Consider the following 15,037-nt stretch of genomic DNA (forward strand, 5'->3'; position numbering starts at 1 on the left):
TAACTGCCTGCAAATAACTCAATTATACACAAAACTTTTTTGAATAAAAAGCTACGTGATAGGGATGTTGAGCTTTCTTTATGCTCACTCGGGCTCAGCGTTACCTCTTTTCCGCAAAATCTCATATACCCAACGGTTACATAAAAAAAATTCCTCCGATTACTTTTCTATAGACAGTTTTATTGCACCAATTTAAAACGAATACGCAAACGCCCGTCTGCATAATCATGACTGACAATCACAAACTGTCCTATTTCTGAAGTATTTTTTACATGCAAACCAACACAAAGACAATCATCATAATCTCCAATACGCACAATACGTACCGTTTCACTGACATGATCCGGCAAACGCTTCATATCAAATTTATCGCAAGCGTCTTCTTTAGAAATATAATCAAAAGTCACAGGTAAATTTTGCTTTATAATATCATTTACACATTGCTCTACTTTCTGTATCTGTTCTTTTGTAGGTGCTTCGGCTAAAAGATAATCACACTTTGATTTTTTCTTTTCAATATGTGCACTAACAGCTCTTCCGCATCCAAACAAATTCATCATAGTCCTATTCAAAATATGTTCCACCGTATGCATTGGCGGATATTCTTGTTTATTATGCTCATTCAATTGTAATTGTTGTTCCATAATAGCACTATTTGCCATATAATCTATAGATAAAGATAGCATATCGAATTTTATTTACAATCGGGGAAATCTTTATCTGTAAATAGCTATTCTTTTTTCAAATTTCCATTCCAAAAATAAAATCATCTACACAAATCCATCGTCACAATATAACCGGCGACTATTCCTACAACATAGCCTTTAGAGAGACAAATATAACGACAAAATTCGAGAAAACATCTGCACGGTCACACATCTCCTTTTAAACAAGGAATAATTTTTTGAACAAAATTTATATTTTTACGATCAACACAAATACAAAATGAACAAAGTTCAATATCATAAGAAATCAACATCACAGGTATATGATAGTTTAATTGAATAGCAAACTCATTAGCGAGCAAACGATCTTTCCATTTCATAAAAATCGCCGCACACCCCGTAAACAAATCGACCTTTGCAAACTTACTCAACGCATTACACAAATCTTCTTTTTGACATAATTTATTTATAATCAACGTATAGCAAACTCCAGAACTAATAGTTCGCACAACAGCAACATTAAATTGTTCCAAGACCTGAAATACACGAGTAGAAAACTGATACAATGGCAAACTATAATCAGACTTAACTTTGAGGATAAAAACATCCGGCTCTACCGCCATTAATTTTGTGCTAACGCGACAATCTTCTTTTTCAAGTACCATATTTAAATTATTCCTTTATGAATATTTTCCATTTTAGCAAAATCTCTTTTCCATTTTGAAAAGGTCATTTTCAAAACAAGAAAAAACAAATCCTTCACATCAATCCAACAAACAATTAATAATTAAGATATTAATCGAATAATTACAAAATATGTCAAGATTCTGCACACTGTTTGTTCTTTAATTTTATAAATAAAAGTACATATACCATACCAAAAAAAACAGAATTATGAATCGCAAAGAATTAATGCTTCAAAGTCAATCTGTTACTCAGATAGCGACAGATTTAATCAAAAACACAAATACCCCTTCTTTTACAGTAATATTCATGCAACAATTTACAAATAGCATCATAACTACAGGAGGACTTATCGATGCAATTTGTATGGATTATGCCAGCGTAAACACCCCTAAAAGACTCAATACAGCGATAGAAGAACTACACAAAGCTATCCATATTATACAAATGTTGTCTCAGGCTTCTGCCATAAATGTAACTTTAGCCAAAGCTTTTTTCGAACAAAGTAGCGAATTACTAAAACTAATCTTAACCGGAATATACGAATTTCAAAATAAAAAGAGTCCCGTCCAACAAGAACTATAAAACTTATATATACAGCTTAAAACTCAAAAAAAGAGCAAGATATTTGCAACTTATGATACAAGAATAGTATATTTGCAATTACCAAAAAGTACAAAAATTAAGGAATCTTGATTTAATGCGTATTATAATAATTGAAGATTATGAAACAGCTCATCACTTTTCGACCATACAGTAAAATTTTTTCTTATCTATTTATATCGACATGCTTACTAACATCATTTACGGTTCATGCTCAAAAAGCGAACAAAATATTCGAGTTGCTTCAAGAAAAAAAAATCTCCAAAGCAGTAGAAAAACGAAATAAAGTATATACGACAGACAGTAAAAGCGACCTGATTTTAGTAGATATTTGCGACTGCGTTTTGTTCAATACACCTGAATATAAAGGTTATGATCCATATCGAGCTTATGCTTTACTCAACACCACAATTACACATCAACAAGATAAAGATGTCAAAAAATTTTTGACCAAACACAAAACATCTTTTGCTATAATTAAAAAACAGATCGAAGAAAATATTCTCAACGATGCAAAGAAAAACAATACAGAAGCTGCCTTTGCACGGGCAATCGAAGCCTGCAACGAATGTTTTTATCTTCAAGAAGCCAAACAGCTACAAGAGGATATCGCATATAATAACGCAATAGAAAAAGCAGATATAGATAGCTATAAATATTTTCTAACTCATTATCCCGAATCTGAGAGAGTTCCCGAGATTACCCGTCTCGCCGATAAAATAATATTCTCAAAATTAGACAATACAATAGAGGCTTACAGTGCGTTTATACAACAATACCCACAATCGGAACTTGTCCCCGAAGCACAAAACCGGATTTACCAACTTGCATACAAATATGCAACAGAGCAAAACACTAAAGAAGCATACGTAAATCTTTTACAAAGATATCCGACTCATCCCCAAAAAGATGAAATCACCAAAATTATTGAAGATATCGACTATAACCATTTCATAAACGGAATGAGCTTATATGCTTACAACAAATTTATAGCAGATCACCCGAATTCTCCATATATAGAAAAGCTGAATGAAAAAATGGCCTTGATAAACAAGTCCCAATTTCATACAGAAGCTGAAGGATTGAAAGGCTATGTAAAAACGACTTTCGAAAAAGTAGAAACAAAAAACACAAACGGAAAAACCACTACAAGCAATATAAGAAATACATACAACGAATTGGGGCAGCTAACACTTCACGAACAAACTTCCGGGTCGAGCACACAAGGAAAACAGTATTATTACCACCCTGACAACACATTAAGCTCTGTTGTAACGGCAAAAGGAAATGAAAAATATATTTATAAAGGCTCATTATTACAAAAAATCACTTTCGTCAATACTAAAAAGCGGGAAACGACACAAAGTACTTTCAAATATGATGCAAATAACCGATTAATAGAGCGTACCGATTTCGTAACAGGAGTTAAAGGTGGCATAAAAACACAATATACCTATAACGCAAACGACAGCCTTGTTTCAACTAAAATTTTTAAAGCTAATCTGCCCAAGAATACTACAACGGCAACTTTTAGCAACAACAAAAAACAAAATGAAACAAATATCAATGGAAGGCTCAAAACAGTACATACCTACACATATAATGATAAGGGAGATTTATCCAAAGACAGTATAAATACAAATGGAAAATCAAGCGAGATAACGTATGAATATACCTACGACACACAAGGCAACTGGACAACCCGAACTCAATATAATGACGGGAAAGTAAAAGAGATGATACAACGTGATATAGAATATTATTCTTATAAATAAAAGTAATAAATTTTAGAAATATCCGGTATTCAAAATTTGAATACCGGATATTTCTTTATCATCGGATCTCATAATCCCGAAAATAAGATTTACCTTTGTCGCCAAATAATAATTAAAAGAACAGCATGTCAACTTATACTGAAGATTTACGAAAAGTAACCACCCGTCGCTTAGCTGAAATGAAACAACGGGGAGAAAAAATATCTATGCTTACAGCATACGATTATTCTATGGCCAGCCTTATAGACCAAGCCGGCATGGATGTTATATTAGTAGGAGACTCCGCATCTAATGTTATGGCAGGAAATATAACCACCTTACCGATGACATTAGATCAGATGATATATCACGGAGTTTCTGTAGTAAAAGCAGTCAAGCGGGCACTCGTTGTCGTAGATATGCCTTTCGGATCTTATCAAGGTAATTCCAAAGAAGCAGTCGCATCTGCAATTCGGATCATGAAAGAAACCGGAGCTGATTGTGTAAAGATGGAAGGAGGAGAAGAAATAAGAGAATCTATCGAGAGAATATTAAGCGCAGGAATACCCGTTATGGGACATTTAGGATTAACTCCCCAATCCATTAACAAATTCGGCACTTACACCGTCCGAGCCAAAGAAGAGGCAGAAGCCCAAAAACTGATCAAAGATGCACATCTACTTGAAGAGATCGGATGCTTCTCTATCGTCCTCGAAAAAATTCCCGCAAAATTGGCTGAACGTGTCTCTACCGAGCTAAGTATTCCTACAATCGGTATCGGAGCAGGAAATGGCACAGACGGACAAGTCTTGGTAATGCACGATATGTTGGGAATCAACAAAGGCTTTTCGCCGAGATTTCTGCGCAGATATGCCGATCTACACACAGTAATAACCGAAGCCGTACAAGCATATATTAATGATGTGAAAACACGAGATTTCCCCAACGAAAAAGAACAATATTAAGAATTTGTCTAAAACCGATCGATATAGGACTTTTGAATCCTATATCGATCGGTTTTTTATCTTTACAGATCACAGAAAATCAACCATTCTATCATTCTACAAAACTGAAAATTCTTGGAAATCGCTCCTATTGCAATCCAAATAAAACCCCGAATATCTCTGACAAAAGAAAACGCGTTGGGGAATAATTACCACTCAACGCGCTTATTGTTTTATATAAAATAGTCTTCGCTTACATTTTTAAAAAGAAGGGTTGTCTCCCGACAACCAATTCTTTAATACCTTAAATCTAATACCATGAAAAAACTGATACAAATATACCCGAAGATTTCTTATTCTCCAAATTCATCAAAAGCAAAATGCTAATTTTTAACTATTATTACGCAAAACAAGACAATCAGTTAACACTTCAAGTCAAAAAGATCATTTTGTAATCCGGAGAAAGCAAAATAGAAGGATATAAGCTAAAAGCTTTAATCTGAAAATTTTAATAAAGAATTTTTTCTTTATTTTTAAGCAGAAAATGCGTTGTTTATAAATAAAATGCTTACCTTTGCAACGCAAATAAAAATGAAGTGCTTTGTTTTCTAAACAAGACACGTACAGAGAATAAATTTGTATTTTATAATAAACCCTTAAAAGTTTTATTACAATGATTAAAGTAGGTATTAACGGTTTTGGACGTATCGGACGTTTCGTTTTCCGTGCAGCTCAAAAAAGAAATGACATTGAAATTGTAGGTATCAACGACCTTTGCCCAGTAGATTATTTAGCATATATGCTAAAATATGATACAATGCACGGTCAATTCGACGGTACTATCGAAGCAGACGTTGAAAAAAGCCAATTAATCGTAAACGGAAAAGCTATCCGCGTAACAGCAGAAAGAAATCCCGAAGATTTAAAATGGGATGCTATCGGCGCAGAATACGTAGTTGAATCAACAGGACTTTTCTTGACTAAAGAAAAAGCTGAAGCTCATATCAAAGCCGGTGCTAAACGTGTGGTTATGTCTGCTCCTTCTAAAGACGATACTCCTATGTTCGTTTGTGGTGTTAACCACAACACTTATGCAGGACAACCGATCGTATCTAACGCATCTTGTACAACAAACTGTTTAGCTCCTATCGCTAAAGTTCTTAACGACAAATTCGGAATCCTTGACGGTTTGATGACTACTGTTCACTCAACTACTGCAACTCAAAAAACAGTTGACGGTCCTTCTATGAAAGACTGGAGAGGTGGTCGTGCAGCTTCTGGTAACATTATTCCTTCTTCTACAGGTGCAGCAAAAGCCGTAGGTAAAGTTATCCCTTCGTTGAATGGTAAATTGACCGGTATGTCTATGCGTGTCCCGACTTTGGATGTTTCTGTTGTAGACTTAACTGTAAATTTGGCAAAACCGGCTACTTACGAAGAAATTTGCGCAGCAATGAAAGCAGCTTCTGAAGGCGAATTGAAAGGTATACTCGGATATACTGAAGACGCAGTTGTTTCTTCTGACTTCTTAGGAGATCCTCGCACTTCTATTTTCGATAAGAATGCAGGTATTCAATTAACCCCGACTTTCGTAAAAATCGTTTCTTGGTATGACAACGAAATCGGTTACTCAAACAAAGTTCTGGATTTAATTGCACACATGGATACTGTAAAATAAGTATTTCACGATATACAATAAAAAAGGGCATCAAATTTGATGCCCTTTTTTATAACCAAATTATCCAGTAAGATATTCATTAATAAAACAAATTGCTTTTCGAGCAGCATCCCGGACTGATCCAATAATCTCAACCTCTCCGTCTTCATATCTCAAATCAGCATCAAAACGGAATTGAACAAGTTTCCTCTTCATTTTATCAAACTTTACTTCACACCATAAAGACAAATTCTTGCCCTTAAACTCTACATCATAATCAGATCGATACCGTACTCCACACACATCATCATAAGAAAAAAAAATAATAAAATGACTCGCACATAACAATGCTAATTGTACGGCATCTATTCTCATAATTACAACACCTCCTTTTTCTATTGCGCCCATATCTTCTCATTATTTTACCCCAATTTCATACCCATTACCTCTAAATTACACAAAAGACCGAAAAGGATATAAGCACGTTATTAATTGTTAATTAACCATTTACAAACCATATAAAAGCAAGAATCATATAGTGATATATAATCCTTATCATTATCTTTGACACCACAAAATTATAGTTATAAAACCATACATTTATGCTATAATTATAAAATCATACCCTTAAAAAAATTATTATGCCTCAAGAAGAACTTATATCCCGCATTCGAGAATTAATCAAAGAAATGAATATTTCTCAAAACGAATTTGCCGACCGCATTAAAATAGACCGCTCCAATTTTTCAAAACATATAAATGGAAAACTTCCCATTAGCGATTCCCTATTAAATAAAATTGTTGTCAGTTTGGGTATATCCAAAGAGTGGCTCAATTCCGGTGAAGGAGAAAAATACTATATGGCTGCACACCGCCAAACAATATCTTTACCGACAAATGTCATACACACCAATGGGCAAAGAGGAGCTAAAGTATATGATATAGATGTTACTGCCGGCCCCATAGGAAGGAGTCTCATATTCTCGACAGAAAACCTCATCGGGTCGATAGACGTTCCGTTCATAAATAACGAAAATAGTATCGTCCGGGTAAGTGGAGACAGTATGCAACCGGTCATTTGCAACGGAGATATGGTAGCCATCAGAGAAGTCAAAAATCCTAACCTTATATTTTGGGGACAAATTTACGTAGTATTACTAGACGACTATCGCATGGTCAAATATATACGGAAACACACCGATCGAGATATGGTAATCCTCAGAAGTGCCAATCCCGAATACGATGACATAGAAATTCACAAATCAGAAATTCGGGATTTATTCATTGTCGAGAACATCATTCGTTTCGATAGCCGTATGTAATAAATTACAATTGTTAATAAAATATCAAGTTTTAACTAATTAAATTTAAAACAAAGCAGAAAATTAAGGATTAATTTGGTGGAAAAAACTTTTATAGCTTATATTTGTATCAGTTTTTCATGGTATTTAGATTTAAGGTTAATAACAAAGATTGGTTGCCGGGAGGCAACCATTTCTTTTTTAAGAAATCTGCCATCCTTCGCACTTTTTTCACATTGTAATATTCAGAATAAATTTCTACATTTGAAAACATAACCAATACACACACAACATGAAACACTTTTTTAAAACCGTTTTGCTGTTATCAGCAACGCTTCCCTGTTTTGCACAAACTCCACCAGAAATTCAAGATGCAAACATAATAGGAATCAACAAATTACCGCCACGAACGGCAATCTGGCCAGCTCCCTCGGCACAAGAAGCCCAAAACACAAATTACGAACATTCTGTATGGGTCAAATCTTTAAATGGCAAATGGGACTTTTTCTGGTCTCCCGATCCTCAATCAAGACCCGTAAACTTTTATAAACCAGAGTTCAACCGCAATGACTGGAAAAAAATCGAAGTCCCCTCTATAATAGAACGGCAAGGCTACGGAACACCTTTATATGTCAACTCTACTTATCCATTCAAAGTAAATCCGCCTTTTATTATGGATGAGCCTAATCACAAATATACGACTTTTAAACAGCGAAACCCTGTAGGATCATTCTGCCGGACATTTCTGCTACCAGAGGAGTGGGGAAACGATAAAGAGATTATCCTTCATTTAGCCGGAGCAGGACCTGCAGCATTTATATGGATCAACGGAGAAAAAGTCGGTTACACCCAAGATCCTCGGCTTCCGGCAGAATTCTCAATCAATAAATACCTCAAAAAAGGAGAAAACCTTTTAGCCATCGAAGTCTATAAATATTGTGACGGTTCATATCTCGAAGACCAAGACTTCTGGAGATTAAGCGGCATTTTCAGAGATGTGTTCATTCGTGCCGTGCCCAAAATATCTTTATGGGATATATACGCCCAACCCGAATTAGATTTATCTTCACACAAAGGCAAAATAAACCTACATTACACTCCTGCCAATTTTACCGAAAAAAGAGACAGTGACTACAAAATAAATATATCGGTATTTTCTCCATTAGGAAAGAAACTGGTCAATAAAAATTTTAAGATCAAAGATTTCGCTCCCGGATTCGGGAAAGAGAGCAAATTGCCTGCCATAGAATTAGACACCGTACAACTATGGTACGACGAATCTCCTATACAATATAAAGTTCTCGTTGAGTTGAGCAAAAAAGGAAAAACAATCGAGGCCTATAAACTTCCCGTTGCTTTTCGTAAAATAGAAGTAGACGGGAATAAAATACTCTTGAACGGAAAAAAATTTAAAATCAGAGGAGTAAACCGACATGAATTTTCACCAGATCAAGGGTGGGTAATTTCAAAAGAAGAAATGATCAAAGATCTCGAGCTCATGAAACGAGGAAATGTCAACTTTATACGTAATGCCCATTACCCGAATGACCCCAGATGGTATGAACTGTGCGATCAATACGGAATTATGATAATGGACGAACCGAATATCGAATCCCACGGATTAAGCTACCTGAGAAAAGTTCTTCCTGCCGACCTTCCCGAATGGAGCAAAGCCTGTATCGACAGAATGCAACGAATGGTCATACGAGACCGACAATATCCTTGCGTTACAATGTGGTCTTTGGGAAACGAAGCCGGATATGGAAATGCCTTTGTAGAAATGCGGAAAATAACTCACCGATATGATCCGGAACTCCGATTAATCCAATATGCCGATATGAACAGAGTGGCAGACATAGACAGCCAGACCTATCCCACAGCAGACTGGCTACGGCAACATCTGAAAGGAAAAGCCGTAAGAAAAGGAGAACGAGGAGAATCGACCAGCATAGAACAACATGGAAAATACCCGTCGGGAAAACCGTTCCTGCTAAGTGAATATGCTCATGCCCAAGGAAATAGTCTCGGAGATTTAATCGACTATTGGGAACTGATCTACAAGCACGATATGCTCATCGGCGGATTTATTTGGGATTGGGTAGATCAAGCACTATGGAAAGACCCGAGCAATCCCTCAGCCGGATATTTATACGGAGGGGATTTCGGAGATTTTCCAAATGACAAGAACGGCTGCATCGATGGGTTGATAAGTGCCGATCGCATTCCGCACCCCCACTACTATGAAATGCAAAAAGTTTATCAGCCTGTCGCATTTAGATTGATAGATAGCCAACCGCTCACGATCGATGTGACAAATCGATTGTTAACAACTGATCTCAATAAATACGACTTCAAATACCAGATACAAGAAAACGGGAAAATAACATCAGAAGGCATATTGCCGGAAATCTCCGTTTCCCCATGCTCCTCTCGAAAAATAACATTACCCGACCACATACGATATGACCTTAAAAAAGAAAACTTTCTAAAAATATCCATGCAACTAAGAGAGCCAGAAATCTGGGCAAAAGAAGGCTTTACGGTAGCATGGGAACAATTCAAGCTAAACGATATAAAACCCAGTATCACATTAGCAATGCCAAAAGCCTCAAATCCGGCAATATTATACGAGTCCGACACTCTATATACGATCAAAGGAGACTTTTTCGAAGTAAAATTCAATCGTAAAAACGGAATGTTATCCTCTTATTCGATCAATAACAAAGAACTCATCAAAGTTCCCGTACGATTCAACTTCCGCAGAGCATTGACCGATAATGACAGAGGTTGGAAAGTAGGAGAAAAAATGAAAATCTGGCAAGACGCAGGTCTGTGCTACACCGTACAACAATTCCAGATTATTTCGTCGGACAAAGACAAAACCGTCATCAAAGGAGAATATACATTCACCGATTCTAAAGCAACCGCCACCATAGAACATTCAATTTTCGCCAACGGAACTATTGAAATCGACTATAACATTTCCATACCCCAAGACCTTCCTAACATTCCCCGTATCGGATTACAATTCGAAATAGAAAAAGAACTCCAGAATATAGATTGGTATGGACGAGGACCGCACGAAAATTACATAGATCGAGAATCCGGAGCTGCAATAGGTATATACCAAACGACTTTGGACCAATGGACTACTCCATACGTACGCCCCCAAGAAAATTCGAACAGAGGAGGCATACGTTGGTTACGATTCAGTCAAGGAACTCATCAACTACAATTCTCAGCAGTAGGAGAGCCGTTTTGTGCAAGTGCATGGCCATATACCATAAGCACTCTTGAACAAACCACTCATGATTTTGAACTGAAAATGCATAACAATATCATCGTCGATATCGATTGCAACCAAATGGGTGTAGGCGGAGATTGCTCGTGGGGACTGCCCGTACTGCAAAAATATCAGATAAAACCGGGTAAATATCAATACAAATTCATAATCTCTGCAAAATAAAGATATCTCGATATCTACTGAATTAAGTTGATTCCGCAATCTCTTTTCAGTAGATATCGTATATTACGATTATTCATTCATACTTCAAGGCTCAACGTTCTAATAATTTATCAAAAAATCCGTATCTTCGCTAAGTTTTTAATATTTATCAAGAACAGGTTTATGGGCAAAAACAAACTACAAAAATTTGATGATATGAATTCTTTCTCCCACGTATTCCAATTCCCTTTCTCCACATTACGAGAAAAAGGATTCGAAATGAAAGGAAAATGGAATTCCGATTTTTTCAAAAATAATAATCCTATCGTTCTCGAATTGGGATGCGGAAAAGGAGAATACGCCGTAGGATTAGCCCGAAAGTATCCTGAAAAAAATTTTATCGGAGTAGATATAAAAGGGGCACGTATGTGGACAGGAGCTAAAGACGCCTTGGAAAACGGTATCGCAAACGTTGCATTTCTCCGGACAAATATCGAGCTCATTACAGAATTTTTCGCAGAAAACGAAATTTCAGAGATCTGGATTACATTTCCCGATCCCCAAATGAAAAAAGTCCGGAAAAGACTCACTTCAACCCGTTTTATGGATCTATACCGGCAAATACTTAAACCCAACGGAATCATTCACCTGAAAAGCGACAGCAATTTCATGTACACTTATACTTGTGAAATGATCAAGGCAAATCATTATCCGGTCAATATACAGACCGATGACCTCTACAATTCAGATATAACCGACGAGATACTCGAAATAAAAACCTTCTACGAACAACAATGGCTCGAAAGAGGTTTATCAATCAAATATATACAATTTATCTGCGAACCGAGACCCGTTCTCATCGAACCCCAAGTCGAAATAGAATTCGATAGTTACCGGAGTTTTAATCGCAGTAAACGAAGTGCAAATTCAAGCAGAATATAAATACAAATTATTATGGCATTATATCCTAAACTTATTACAGACGCACTAAGTAAAGTGCGTTATCCGGGAAACGGAAAAGACCTTGTATCTGCCGGTATGGTAGAAGACGATATCCGCATCGACGGAAATAAAGTGAGCTTTTCTCTTATTTTCGAAAAACCGAATGATCCATTCATAAAATCAGTTGTAAAAGCTGCAGAAACAGCAATCCTCACATATGTCGGGGAAGATGTCGATATAAAAGGAAACATCAACATCAAGTCCCGACAAGCCCAACGTCCCGAACCGGGGAAGCTATTGCCACAAGTCAAGAACGTCATTGCCGTATCATCAGGTAAAGGAGGTGTAGGGAAATCGACCGTAGCTGCTAACCTTGCCGTAGCTTTAGCACAACAAGGCTACAAAGTCGGATTATTGGATGCCGATATATTCGGCCCTTCCGTTCCCAAAATGTTCGATGTAGAAGATGCACGCCCATACGTAGAACAAATAGGTGGTAGAGATTTGATTCTTCCGGTTGAAAAATACGGCATAAAAATACTATCTATCGGTTTTTTTGTAGATAAGGATAGCGCAATCATATGGCGAGGCGGAATGGCAAGTAATGCTCTCAAACAATTAATTGCAGATGCCGACTGGGGAGAACTCGATTATTTTATTCTCGATTTACCCCCTGGTACAAGCGACATACATCTGACTATTGTACAAACCCTTGCCATTACCGGAGCAATCGTAGTAACAACACCACAAGAAGTTGCACTTGCCGATGCCCGTAAAGGAATCGATATGTTTACAAACGAGAAAGTTAATGTCCCAGTACTCGGACTTGTCGAAAACATGGCATGGTTTACTCCGGCAGAACTCCCGGAAAACAAATATTATCTTTTCGGGAAAGAAGGAGGAAAACGTTTGTCCGAAGAACTAAATATCGCACTACTGGGACAAATACCGATCGTACAAAGTATATGTGAGGGTGGAGACATCGGCAAACCCGTAGCTCTCGATCCCGACTCGATTACCGGCATGGCTTTTGCCGATTTGGCTCGCTCTGTCGTAGAAGCTACCGATATTCGAAACAAGACACAGAAACCGACCCAAATCGTAGAGACCCATAAAACTGTAAAACCGTAAGAGACTGTTTTATATTATATAACAATAGATTTCACCCTTTCCTGATTTACAGACAGAAAGGGTGAAATTCATTTTTATACTTCTAAAAGCCTGTCTAAATCTTCACCGACTACACTCCTCCGGCCTCATACTCTCTGCATAATTCGTCACATCCGGAAAAAAAGAATAAAAACAATCTTGAAAATAATCATAGTTATCGACAAAATATCGTTGCAATTTATTTATATCGAAAGGCACACCCCGATACTCTACCATAATTCCGACAGACTCCATCAATCCTTCTACGGTACGATAACAGCACAACCGGTTAGTAAATATAAAATGCCACATAAAACGACGGATACGAACAGGCAAATAAGAATAATTCAAAACTAAATCAAAATAAAATTTTCGGGAAAAAGAGGACAAGGAAACTGAGGAATAATTTTCAAAATCTCTTGCTAAATAATGATCGAAAAAAAGATCGGGAAGAATACCGCCATACCGTCCGAACTCCCGATTTAAAAGAGCGACCATCTCCCGTACAAGCGGATGATGGTCGGTATAATTATCTATCAAACGATGCAAACGAATTCCTGATCTCAACTTATACGGATAATGTTCCGGAATACCTCCTTTAACAGCATCTGCGATAAAGCCGCCTACTCTAATTTGCGGAGAACTGCCCGAAAGATAAATATGTGCCAGATAATTCATTATCTGGGAAGAACATTTATTTTTAGTTTCTTATAAGCCCGTTCCGCTTTAGCCAGCGCCTCCTCCACTGTATCGGCACTGGCAAGAATCACGCCCAACCGACGGTGTCCTTTCACTTCCGCTTTACCGAAAATACGCAATTGAACATCCGGTTCGGACAACACTTCTTCCAGATTGTCGAACTCTACCTTATCCGTATCTCCTTCTACAACAATTGCTTTCGAAGCCGAAGGACGATAAAAACGTACTCCCGGAACAGGTAAGCCCAAAACAGCACGGGCGTGTAAAGCAAACTCCGACAAATCTTGAGAAATCATTGTTACCATACCCGTATCATGAGGGCGCGGGGAAACTTCACTGAAAATCACATCATCCCCTTTCACAAACAATTCCACACCGAAAATTCCCCAGCCGCCTAATGCGTTCGTTATTTTCCCGGCAATCTCTTCTGCCCGTTTCAACGCTTCTGCACTCATAGCTTGCGGTTGCCAAGACTCCCGATAATCACCGTCGACCTGATGATGTCCGATCGGTTTAAGAAAGGTCGTCCCTCCTATATGCCGCACGGTCAATAACGTAATCTCGTAATCGAAATCCACAAATCCCTCGACAATTACACGACCAGCTCCCGCCCGGCCGCCTTCCTGTGCATACTGCCACGCTTTATCCATATCTGCCATCGAACGCACAAGGCTCTGTCCGTGTCCTGAAGAACTCATAATAGGCTTCACCACACACGGGACTCCGATTGTTTTAACCGCCTCATTAAACTCTTCCCGAGTCGAAGCAAATTTATATGTCGAAGTCTTTATACCTAAAGTCTCGGCTGCCAATCGGCGAATCCCCTCCCGATTCATCGTCAGATAAGCGGCATTCGCCGTAGGAGTAACATGAAACCCTTCTTTTTCAAGTTCCACCAAAGTAGAAGTAGCGATCGCTTCTACTTCCGGAATAATATAATCAGGCTTCTCCGCCTCTATAATTTCCCGTAAACGTACTCCGTCCAACATCGAAAGGACATATGAACGATGAGCTACTTGCATAGCTGGAGCATTAGGATATTTATCCAGAGCTACGACTTCTACTCCGTACCGTTGCAATTCGATTGCAACTTCTTTACCTAACTCTCCTGAACCGCATAGAAGAGCTTTTTTACCGACTTCAGATAAGGTTGTTCCTATTTTTGTCATATTCGTCTGTTTTGTGTGTCCTCAA

Annotated in this window: 13 protein-coding genes; 8 read left to right on the top strand and 5 right to left on the bottom strand. The window is 37.6% G+C overall.

Going from position 1 to position 15,037, the window contains the following annotated elements; all coding sequences use genetic code 11:
- Positions 1 to 179: 179 nt before the first annotated feature.
- Together AC0UMU_RS05760 and AC0UMU_RS05765 are read right to left on the bottom strand one after the other, a co-directional pair.
- Positions 180 to 644: an alanyl-tRNA editing protein gene (locus AC0UMU_RS05760; RefSeq protein ID WP_031258594.1), complete on the bottom strand. Its 465-nt coding sequence runs from the start codon at positions 642 to 644 to the stop codon at positions 180 to 182.
- Between the two features lie 227 nt (positions 645 to 871).
- Complete coding sequence (locus tag AC0UMU_RS05765; protein WP_009319636.1) at positions 872 to 1,330, bottom strand: hypothetical protein; 459 nt, start codon at positions 1,328 to 1,330, stop codon at positions 872 to 874.
- A gap of 229 nt (positions 1,331 to 1,559) precedes the next feature.
- On the opposite strand from AC0UMU_RS05765, the gene AC0UMU_RS05770 reads away from it, so the two are divergent.
- The 4 genes from AC0UMU_RS05770 (at position 1,560) to gap (ending at position 6,328) form a co-directional block, all read left to right on the top strand.
- The gene (locus tag AC0UMU_RS05770; protein WP_009319635.1) at positions 1,560 to 1,934 is read left to right on the top strand and encodes a hypothetical protein; all 375 of its coding nucleotides are present in this window, start codon (positions 1,560 to 1,562) and stop codon (positions 1,932 to 1,934) included.
- 140 nt (positions 1,935 to 2,074) lie between these two features.
- Positions 2,075 to 3,727 carry an outer membrane protein assembly factor BamD gene (locus AC0UMU_RS05775; RefSeq protein ID WP_288641115.1) on the top strand — a complete coding sequence of 551 codons (1,653 nt, stop codon included), beginning with the start codon at positions 2,075 to 2,077 and terminating at the stop codon, positions 3,725 to 3,727.
- 125 nt (positions 3,728 to 3,852) lie between these two features.
- Positions 3,853 to 4,671: a 3-methyl-2-oxobutanoate hydroxymethyltransferase gene (gene panB / locus AC0UMU_RS05780; protein WP_009319633.1), complete on the top strand. Its 819-nt coding sequence runs from the start codon at positions 3,853 to 3,855 to the stop codon at positions 4,669 to 4,671.
- A 652-nt stretch (positions 4,672 to 5,323) separates the two neighbouring features.
- On the top strand, positions 5,324 to 6,328 hold the full coding sequence (gap, locus tag AC0UMU_RS05785; RefSeq protein ID WP_009319632.1) for a type I glyceraldehyde-3-phosphate dehydrogenase: 1,005 nt from the start codon (positions 5,324 to 5,326) through the stop codon (positions 6,326 to 6,328).
- A gap of 60 nt (positions 6,329 to 6,388) precedes the next feature.
- Here the strand turns inward: gap and AC0UMU_RS05790 are convergent, their stop codons facing one another.
- Positions 6,389 to 6,715, bottom strand: coding sequence for a hypothetical protein (locus AC0UMU_RS05790; protein ID WP_022601183.1), 327 nt, complete (start codon positions 6,713 to 6,715; stop codon positions 6,389 to 6,391).
- A 233-nt stretch (positions 6,716 to 6,948) separates the two neighbouring features.
- Between AC0UMU_RS05790 and AC0UMU_RS05795 the strand changes: the two genes are divergently transcribed.
- The 4 genes from AC0UMU_RS05795 (at position 6,949) to AC0UMU_RS05810 (ending at position 13,126) form a co-directional block, all read left to right on the top strand.
- Positions 6,949 to 7,629 carry a LexA family transcriptional regulator gene (locus tag AC0UMU_RS05795; protein ID WP_009319630.1) on the top strand — a complete coding sequence of 227 codons (681 nt, stop codon included), beginning with the start codon at positions 6,949 to 6,951 and terminating at the stop codon, positions 7,627 to 7,629.
- Between the two features lie 271 nt (positions 7,630 to 7,900).
- On the top strand, positions 7,901 to 11,074 hold the full coding sequence (locus AC0UMU_RS05800) for a glycoside hydrolase family 2 TIM barrel-domain containing protein (RefSeq protein ID WP_288641117.1): 3,174 nt from the start codon (positions 7,901 to 7,903) through the stop codon (positions 11,072 to 11,074).
- A 162-nt stretch (positions 11,075 to 11,236) separates the two neighbouring features.
- Entirely contained in the window at positions 11,237 to 11,995 is a 759-nt protein-coding gene (gene trmB, locus AC0UMU_RS05805) for a tRNA (guanosine(46)-N7)-methyltransferase TrmB (protein ID WP_288641119.1), read from the top strand.
- A gap of 12 nt (positions 11,996 to 12,007) precedes the next feature.
- Positions 12,008 to 13,126 (top strand): Mrp/NBP35 family ATP-binding protein, encoded by a 1,119-nt coding sequence (locus tag AC0UMU_RS05810; protein WP_009319626.1) that lies wholly within the window; start codon positions 12,008 to 12,010, stop codon positions 13,124 to 13,126.
- Between the two features lie 102 nt (positions 13,127 to 13,228).
- On the opposite strand, the gene AC0UMU_RS05815 is transcribed toward AC0UMU_RS05810, so the two are convergent.
- Both AC0UMU_RS05815 and purT read right to left on the bottom strand, forming a co-directional pair.
- The gene (locus AC0UMU_RS05815) at positions 13,229 to 13,822 is read right to left on the bottom strand and encodes an acyl carrier protein phosphodiesterase (protein WP_009319625.1); all 594 of its coding nucleotides are present in this window, start codon (positions 13,820 to 13,822) and stop codon (positions 13,229 to 13,231) included.
- Entirely contained in the window at positions 13,822 to 15,012 is a 1,191-nt protein-coding gene (gene purT / locus AC0UMU_RS05820; RefSeq protein ID WP_009319624.1) for a formate-dependent phosphoribosylglycinamide formyltransferase, read from the bottom strand. The genes AC0UMU_RS05815 and purT overlap by 1 nt, the downstream gene beginning before the upstream one ends.
- Positions 15,013 to 15,037 lie beyond the last annotated feature (25 nt).

The sequence above is a fragment of the Coprobacter fastidiosus genome, from assembly GCF_982245605.1.

Bases quoted from the DNA above. Each gene is read 5' to 3' on its own strand.
- AC0UMU_RS05760 (WP_031258594.1), bottom strand. From the start codon at position 644: ATGGAACAACAATTACAATTGAATGAGCATAATAAACAAGAATATCCG.
- AC0UMU_RS05765 (WP_009319636.1), bottom strand. From the start codon at position 1,330: ATGGTACTTGAAAAAGAAGATTGTCGCGTTAGCACAAAATTAATGGCG.
- AC0UMU_RS05770 (WP_009319635.1), top strand. From the start codon at position 1,560: ATGAATCGCAAAGAATTAATGCTTCAAAGTCAATCTGTTACTCAGATA.
- AC0UMU_RS05775 (WP_288641115.1), top strand. From the start codon at position 2,075: ATGAAACAGCTCATCACTTTTCGACCATACAGTAAAATTTTTTCTTAT.
- panB (WP_009319633.1), top strand. From the start codon at position 3,853: ATGTCAACTTATACTGAAGATTTACGAAAAGTAACCACCCGTCGCTTA.
- gap (WP_009319632.1), top strand. From the start codon at position 5,324: ATGATTAAAGTAGGTATTAACGGTTTTGGACGTATCGGACGTTTCGTT.
- AC0UMU_RS05790 (WP_022601183.1), bottom strand. From the start codon at position 6,715: ATGGGCGCAATAGAAAAAGGAGGTGTTGTAATTATGAGAATAGATGCC.
- AC0UMU_RS05795 (WP_009319630.1), top strand. From the start codon at position 6,949: ATGCCTCAAGAAGAACTTATATCCCGCATTCGAGAATTAATCAAAGAA.
- AC0UMU_RS05800 (WP_288641117.1), top strand. From the start codon at position 7,901: ATGAAACACTTTTTTAAAACCGTTTTGCTGTTATCAGCAACGCTTCCC.
- trmB (WP_288641119.1), top strand. From the start codon at position 11,237: ATGGGCAAAAACAAACTACAAAAATTTGATGATATGAATTCTTTCTCC.
- AC0UMU_RS05810 (WP_009319626.1), top strand. From the start codon at position 12,008: ATGGCATTATATCCTAAACTTATTACAGACGCACTAAGTAAAGTGCGT.
- AC0UMU_RS05815 (WP_009319625.1), bottom strand. From the start codon at position 13,822: ATGAATTATCTGGCACATATTTATCTTTCGGGCAGTTCTCCGCAAATT.
- purT (WP_009319624.1), bottom strand. From the start codon at position 15,012: ATGACAAAAATAGGAACAACCTTATCTGAAGTCGGTAAAAAAGCTCTT.